Here is a 6221-nt window from a genome sequence, read left to right as displayed (position 1 = left end):
TGGTGAGAGGCGATTACGATTCGTATGAAACCGAAGGGAATGTTACTGTTTCTCCGTCGGTTGCAACGGTCGAAGGTGATAACCCCGACACAATTCGCGTGGAGGGAGCGGGAGAAGTAAGTCACTTTCAAGCCTTGACAGCGGCGGTTTCGGCAACTGTCGGACTCGGTAATATCGCAGGGGTGGCCATTGCCTTGGGCATTGGTGGACCGGGTGCAACCTTCTGGATGATCTTAGTAGGGCTTTTAGGGATGTCGTCTAAATTCGTAGAATGTACTTTGGGGGTAAAATATCGAGAAGTGAACGCAGAAGGGACGATTTTTGGCGGACCTATGTATTATCTTAAAAAAGGACTTCAAGAGAAGGGATGGCATCGTTTGGGGAAGATACTAGCCGTTGTTTTTGCCATCATGTGTATTGGCGGTTCTTTTGGTGGTGGTAATATGTTCCAGGTAAACCAAGCGTTTAAATTATTTGAACATGTTACGGGAGCCGAACAGAGTTTTATTGCCGGAAAAGGATGGTTGTTCGGGTTGATCATGGCAATTCTAGTAGGAATCGTGATCATTGGTGGTATTAAAAAGATCGCTAAAGTAACAGATAAGATCGTTCCTGTCATGGTAGTGATGTACATGCTCGCTGTATTTATTGTACTCGGACTTAATTTTGAGGCCATTCCATCCGCATTAGGTGCAATTTGGAACGGGGCCTTTAATCCGCAAGGTGTACTCGGTGGCTTTGTAGGGGTGCTTATTCAAGGATTTAAAAGAGCGGCATTTAGTAATGAGGCCGGCATTGGTAGTGCTTCCATTGCGCATAGTGCGGTGAAGACGCAATATCCGGCGAGTGAAGGTTTGGTGGCCTTGCTTGAGCCTTTTATCGATACGGTGGTCGTGTGTACACTTACAGCATTGGTGCTAATCATTACAGGTCAAGTGGTGCCCGGGATGGTGTTAAGTGATGAGGAAGGGGTGTTATTGACGGCGGCTGCTTTAGAGAGTGGTATTTCTTGGTTTCCGTATTTGCTTACGTTGGCGGTGGTACTATTTGCTTTTTCATCTATGATCTCATGGTCGTATTATGGGTATCAGGCGTGGAGTTTTCTCTTCGGAAGGGCACGTAGGACCGAGTATGCGTATAAGATCCTATTTTGCTGCTTTACTGTGGTAGGAGCCGCAGCAACTTTAGGTGCGGTAACCGATTTTAGTGACGCGATGATCTTTGCCATGTTGGTGCCTAATATGATAGGACTCTTTATACTGGCGCCTAAGGTAGCTACCGAATTAAAACAATATAAGAACGTAATTAGAAAGAAAGAAAGATTAGAGGGTTAGCATCCAATGACGCTGAAGCTTTCGGAATTTCTTGATCTCATTGCGAAGCAATTGAATAAATTCTTTACCATTACTGTTGGCGTGCTCTAAACGTTCACAATTTTTATACAAGGAATTGGTGAGTCGGCTAACCGAAGCAGCATATTTGTATTTTTCTTCGGAAAAGGTTTGCTGTTCTGCCTTTAAGATCTCCGGAGCAAGGGAAACCGATTGTTGTACAATGTCCCCACTAAAATAAATGTTGGGATCTTCGCTACCGTTCTCTTGTAATTTATTGAGGTCTTCCACTAAGTAGTTTGAAATGTTTCGCGAAAGCGCAAAAATCTCCATAGCCTTTTTATAGATAGGCGATTGGGGGAGTTGATGTGGAATATTAGGTATCATTTTCTGTACTAAAGGGGCATTACATAATGCAATCAAATGTAATACTAAGTCATGTATTTTGAATATGGATATTAAAGTAAAAGTGTATATTTACTTTATTATTTAAATAAAATAACAAATAAACTTTAAAATGAAAATCGATTCTATAAACTGGCATATTTTACAATGTCTACAGCAGCATGCGCGTATGTCGAACGCAGAAATTGGTCGTCGCGTAGGTATAAGTTCACCGGCAGTGTCTGAGCGGATCAAGAAAATGGAAGACGCCGGACTCATCCATGGCTATCGCACATTAATATCGCCATTCGAAGCCGGTTACCAGCTAAAAGCCATTATTACATTGCGTGCATTTATGGGTAAATTAAAGCCGTTTTTAGAGAAGGTAAAGACCTACGACGAGGTGTTGAATTGTTACCGCATTACCGGAAACGAGAATATAGTAATGGAAGTGATCCTAAAGAATCAAAAGCATTTAGAGGCGTTTATCGATCAACTTATCATATACGGTGAGACCAAAACGCAGATCGTACTTTCGCATGTCATGGTCAACAATGAGATCAAACCCATAAAATAGCGTTAAAGGAATTTTGTGTTTCGTTAATGTTCTGTCAATTAAGGATTTTTTAGTAGAATTCGCTATAGTGGAATTGTATCTTGAGGTAGCATTAAATTTGACAGTTATGAAAAAGTATACCATCCACTTCCTAATTTTTACCATAATCACCGCTATTCTCGGGTTTACCGGAATGGAATTTATAGGAGATTCGTTTGTTCGATTTGCCTGTTTACTTTCGGTAATCGGATTGCTAATTTCTTGTTTAGACTCGGTTATATTATCCAGAAAGAAAAGAAGATTACAAAAGCGAGCTGAGAAAGTCGAGGTAGAACAAAGTTCGTTTAACGGGAAATAACCGTATGAGGTACTTTGCTTAGGTCCCAATCTATAACAAGCCCGTCTGCTAAAGAACGGGTAATTTTATTGCCGTATAAGTATTCACATAGATACAGTGCAGCCTCAAAACTTTTAGCTCCTCCGGCTGAGGTGATGAATTTTCCGTCATGTACAAACAGCACATCTTCTCTTATGTCTAATGAAGGGAACATTGAACGCATGGCTTTTATGTCGCTAGGGAAGGTGGTGGATACCACATTTTCTAACAATCCGGCTTTGGCTAGCACAAACGCACCATCGCAATGCGAGGTAACAAATTTGGCTTTATTCCCTACAATCTTTACAAATTTCAGCATTTCGGTGTCTTCGAGATCGGTATCGAGATGATGCTCGGCACTGGGAACCACAAGTATATCGATAGGTGGTATAATATCCTCCATATAATTATAATCGGGCGCGAGACGAAGGCCTTCAAACGTAGTGATTAATTCGTTTGTATTAGCGACCGTAAAGACGTTCATAGCCTTAATACTGTCACGAAAAATAGTGTGCTGGAAAATATCAAAGGGTGCGGTGAGCTCTGTATTATAGACACCATCCATGATTAAAAATGCGACATTGTATCGTGTGCTGTCCAGCTTCGGAAACACCTTAGCTTTTTTTGAGGTGTTAGTTTCAGTTGGAGTTGGTGTCGTCTTTTCTTCGGAAGTGTTTCCACAAGAACTCATTCCGAAGCATATAATTATCAAAAGAACAAATCGCATAGCGTACCTATTTTGTACAAATGTAAATTAAATTTTGGGAGCTGATCGGGCAGTGCATCACCTATTTACGTGACTTGAACCTTGGGAGATTGTTTTAACAAGTGATGTAACCATAAGGCGGCGAGTCCAATAACAAGTAGGAAAACAAACATTACCGTCCAGGTCATTTCAAAACCGTAGGTGTCTACTAAATTCATTCCGCTATTATGCCCAATAATATGGGAGATCGAAAAACTCATACTGTACAAGCCCATATAACTACCTTTTCTCCCTTTGGGTGCCATTTCGAGTGCTAATGCGTTAGAAAATGGCGATCCAATCATTTCTCCTAAGGTCATTAAGATCATTCCAATAACCAAAATACCGCTCCATGTTGTAAGGTTTAGTACAATAAAACTGAGTGCTAATAAAGCGATCCCCCAAAATGTGGCCATGGTCTTTGAGAGTTTTTTCCGTTCTAGCCAGGCTACTAATGGCATTTCGAAAACAACGATCAGCGCGCCGTTTAAGAAGAGCAGCCAACCAATAAGTGCTTCGTTAAGGAAATGTGCCTTCTCGTAGTAGAGGGGCATAACGCTAAAATACTGTACGAAAATGGTGCTGTTGGCGATCATGATAATAAAAAATAGAATAAAGATCGCATTCTTGTAAGGCGCGACGCCTTCTTTTACAATTCGTTTTTCGGCAATGTCGTCATCCTTTACTTGTTTCGGCTTAAGCACTGCAAAAAGAACAACAGAAGCTGCTACGCAAGTAAGTCCGTCGATCCAAAATAATGATCCGTAGCTTATGGTCGTGATAATGATTCCGCCAATGAGCGGACCGATAGAAAAACCTAGGTTGATCGCCAAACGGATTAGCGTAATGCTTCGCGTGACGTTTTCCGGCTTGCTGTATGTTTCCGAAGCGACAAAAATGGCGGGCCGATAAGCATCTGCTATTAAGATCAATAGGAAAATACCGATACAGAACCCGTAAAAGGATTCGATAAATTGCAACGCTATAAATCCTAGACCGCCAAAGAACAAACTTGCAACGATTACTTTGTAAAATCCTATGCTGTCGGTCAATCTACCGCCGATCCAAGTACCCACTAACGAACCGAGCCCAAAACTCGTCATGATCCAACCCACTTGAGGCAGTGTAAATCCTTTAGAGTTTACCAGGTAAAGCGATAAAAAAGGAATCACCATAGCACCGGCTCGGTTTATAAAGGTAACCAGAGCTAACAACCAGATCTCACGAGACAAGCCTGTAAAGTTGCTGATATAGTTGGTGTATATTTTTTTCATGATGGTTGTTAGCAGGTATAAAAGTAAATCGCCCCCACAAAATAGGGGACATTTTTATATTGTTTTATGCTATTTAACTATAAGTTATTGTATCCTTGCTTCGGAAGCAGAACATTCAGAAACCGTTGGGGTATTGGTTGTATGGCCGTTTTTACAGAAATTTTGCTAACCAAACACCTAAGAAGACCGCTGCGAAACCAATTACAAGACTGCTTAGTGTATACAAGGCAAAAGAAGATATATCACCCGATTTTAAGAACAGCTGATTTTCATAGGCAAAGGCTGAAAAAGTTGTAAATCCGCCACAAAATCCGGTAGTAATAAACACCAATGTGTTTTGTGAAATCGAATCTGATCGCAAGGCCATTCCCAATACCATCCCGATCAAAAGACTACCAACAACGTTCACTGCGAAAGTGCCGTATGGGAAATCGCTATGTGTGCTGTGTAGCAATTTTCCGATCACAAATCGCAGGCTACTTCCTAGTCCGCCGCCTAAAAAAACAAGCAACACCTGTTTCACCTTCTATTCGTCTAAATTTCTATCGATGACGATAACCGGCATATAGATCTCTGTTACCCAATTGGCCGGATTAGGGACTTCTCCTGGGTCGGTTACATATACTTCAAACATTTTGGCAGTTGGATCCAGTTGTAGGTTATTGGATGCGATGTATTCATTTGCTTTTTCGTAGGCGAACCTAAGATTGGTATAGTCTCCTTTCAACGTGGTCTTTAGAGCCGTGCCCGGTTCCATATATCCGCCAAGAACAGGACTTCCTTCTGGAGTAATTACACGATCTCTAACCGGAATTGCTGCAGAGAAAATAACCGTGTTATTGGTTTGGTCGATTTCATTATAAACGGTAAACGGCATTCCTGCCATGGGAATGTTATTTTCGTTCATATATCCTGAAACCATGCCTAACATAGGGCCCATCTTATCGCCAATTTCACTTTGTTTCGCTGCTGTAGTGGTGTACATATAATAGCCTACATTGTATTGTGTCACTCCATCGACGTTCACGCTGTATTTTTTCATGGCATCGGTTACAACTTTTTCTAATTTGTTCAGTCCTGTTCCGAACATTTGTTCAACACTGGTTTCCATATCCTGATCTGAGAAAAGTCCCATATACACTTTTTCCATAAAGGATTGTTCTCCCTTCATTCCCCAGGTTACTTTCGTTTGGTTTTGATTTTCAATTTCCTCAAAGCGCCAATATACATCGCTAACACTTTCTCCCATGGGTGAGTGAAAAACGATCTGCTGATCGATCTCTTTATTAGGGATCACTTTCACTGTTTTCATTGACCCGTCGCCCATTTCTTCGCTCGTCCATGAATAGGAGGCGCCTTCACCTTCGGTTTTTTCTGCGTAAGTGATTTCCAAATCGGGATCTTCTTCCATCCACGGGCCCCATTCCTTCCAATTTTTAAAATCTTTCACATTATTGTAAAGTACTTCTGCCGGTGCATCTATCACTGTAGTTTCAGCCACATCATAACTACCGTCCTTGGTGCCAAAATAAATAGCGATTGCAATAATTACGAT

The 6221-nt window shown here is 41.4% G+C and carries 8 protein-coding genes; 3 read left to right on the top strand and 5 right to left on the bottom strand.

Features of this window, described 5'->3' with window-relative positions; all coding sequences use genetic code 11:
- The coding region (locus DWA30_RS12685) for an alanine/glycine:cation symporter family protein (RefSeq protein WP_136073205.1) at positions 1 to 1334 on the top strand (1334 nt) is incomplete at its 5' end.
- Here DWA30_RS12685 and DWA30_RS12680 read toward each other — a convergent pair.
- Positions 1323 to 1718: a hypothetical protein gene (locus DWA30_RS12680; RefSeq protein ID WP_114492908.1), complete on the bottom strand. Its 396-nt coding sequence runs from the start codon at positions 1716 to 1718 to the stop codon at positions 1323 to 1325. The genes DWA30_RS12685 and DWA30_RS12680 overlap by 12 nt on opposite strands.
- 130 nt (positions 1719 to 1848) lie before the next feature.
- Between DWA30_RS12680 and DWA30_RS12675 the strand changes: the two genes are divergently transcribed.
- On the top strand, positions 1849 to 2292 hold the full coding sequence (locus DWA30_RS12675) for an Lrp/AsnC family transcriptional regulator (protein WP_114492907.1): 444 nt from the start codon (positions 1849 to 1851) through the stop codon (positions 2290 to 2292).
- Positions 2293 to 2398: 106 nt separating this feature from the next.
- Entirely contained in the window at positions 2399 to 2629 is a 231-nt protein-coding gene (locus DWA30_RS12670; protein WP_114492906.1) for a hypothetical protein, read from the top strand.
- Here DWA30_RS12670 and DWA30_RS12665 read toward each other — a convergent pair.
- The 4 genes from DWA30_RS12665 to DWA30_RS12650 form a co-directional block, all read right to left on the bottom strand.
- Positions 2616 to 3374 (bottom strand): DJ-1/PfpI family protein, encoded by a 759-nt coding sequence (locus tag DWA30_RS12665; RefSeq protein ID WP_114492905.1) that lies wholly within the window; start codon positions 3372 to 3374, stop codon positions 2616 to 2618. The two genes, DWA30_RS12670 and DWA30_RS12665, sit on opposite strands and share 14 nt — an antisense overlap.
- A gap of 65 nt (positions 3375 to 3439) precedes the next feature.
- Positions 3440 to 4666 carry an MFS transporter gene (locus tag DWA30_RS12660; RefSeq protein WP_114492904.1) on the bottom strand — a complete coding sequence of 409 codons (1227 nt, stop codon included), beginning with the start codon at positions 4664 to 4666 and terminating at the stop codon, positions 3440 to 3442.
- Positions 4667 to 4817: 151 nt separating this feature from the next.
- Positions 4818 to 5189, bottom strand: a complete 372-nt coding sequence (gene crcB / locus DWA30_RS12655) for a fluoride efflux transporter CrcB (protein ID WP_114492903.1) — start codon at positions 5187 to 5189, stop codon at positions 4818 to 4820.
- A gap of 3 nt (positions 5190 to 5192) precedes the next feature.
- Positions 5193 to 6221 (bottom strand): SRPBCC family protein (locus tag DWA30_RS12650; protein ID WP_114492902.1); only part of this gene is annotated, 1029 nt, incomplete at its 5' end.

The sequence above is a fragment of the Candidatus Ulvibacter alkanivorans genome (genome assembly GCF_003333325.1).
GTDB lineage: Bacteria > Bacteroidota > Bacteroidia > Flavobacteriales > Flavobacteriaceae > Ulvibacter_A > Ulvibacter_A alkanivorans.
This window is presented reverse-complemented; position numbering and strand designations above follow the sequence as displayed.

What these genes read in the sequence shown, in the direction of transcription:
- DWA30_RS12680 (WP_114492908.1), bottom strand. Translation starts at nt 1,718, where the DNA reads ATGATACCTAATATTCCACATCAACTCCCCCAATCGCCTATCTATAAA.
- DWA30_RS12670 (WP_114492906.1), top strand. Translation starts at nt 2,399, where the DNA reads ATGAAAAAGTATACCATCCACTTCCTAATTTTTACCATAATCACCGCT.
- DWA30_RS12660 (WP_114492904.1), bottom strand. Translation starts at nt 4,666, where the DNA reads ATGAAAAAAATATACACCAACTATATCAGCAACTTTACAGGCTTGTCT.
- DWA30_RS12675 (WP_114492907.1), top strand. Translation starts at nt 1,849, where the DNA reads ATGAAAATCGATTCTATAAACTGGCATATTTTACAATGTCTACAGCAG.
- DWA30_RS12665 (WP_114492905.1), bottom strand. Translation starts at nt 3,374, where the DNA reads ATGCGATTTGTTCTTTTGATAATTATATGCTTCGGAATGAGTTCTTGT.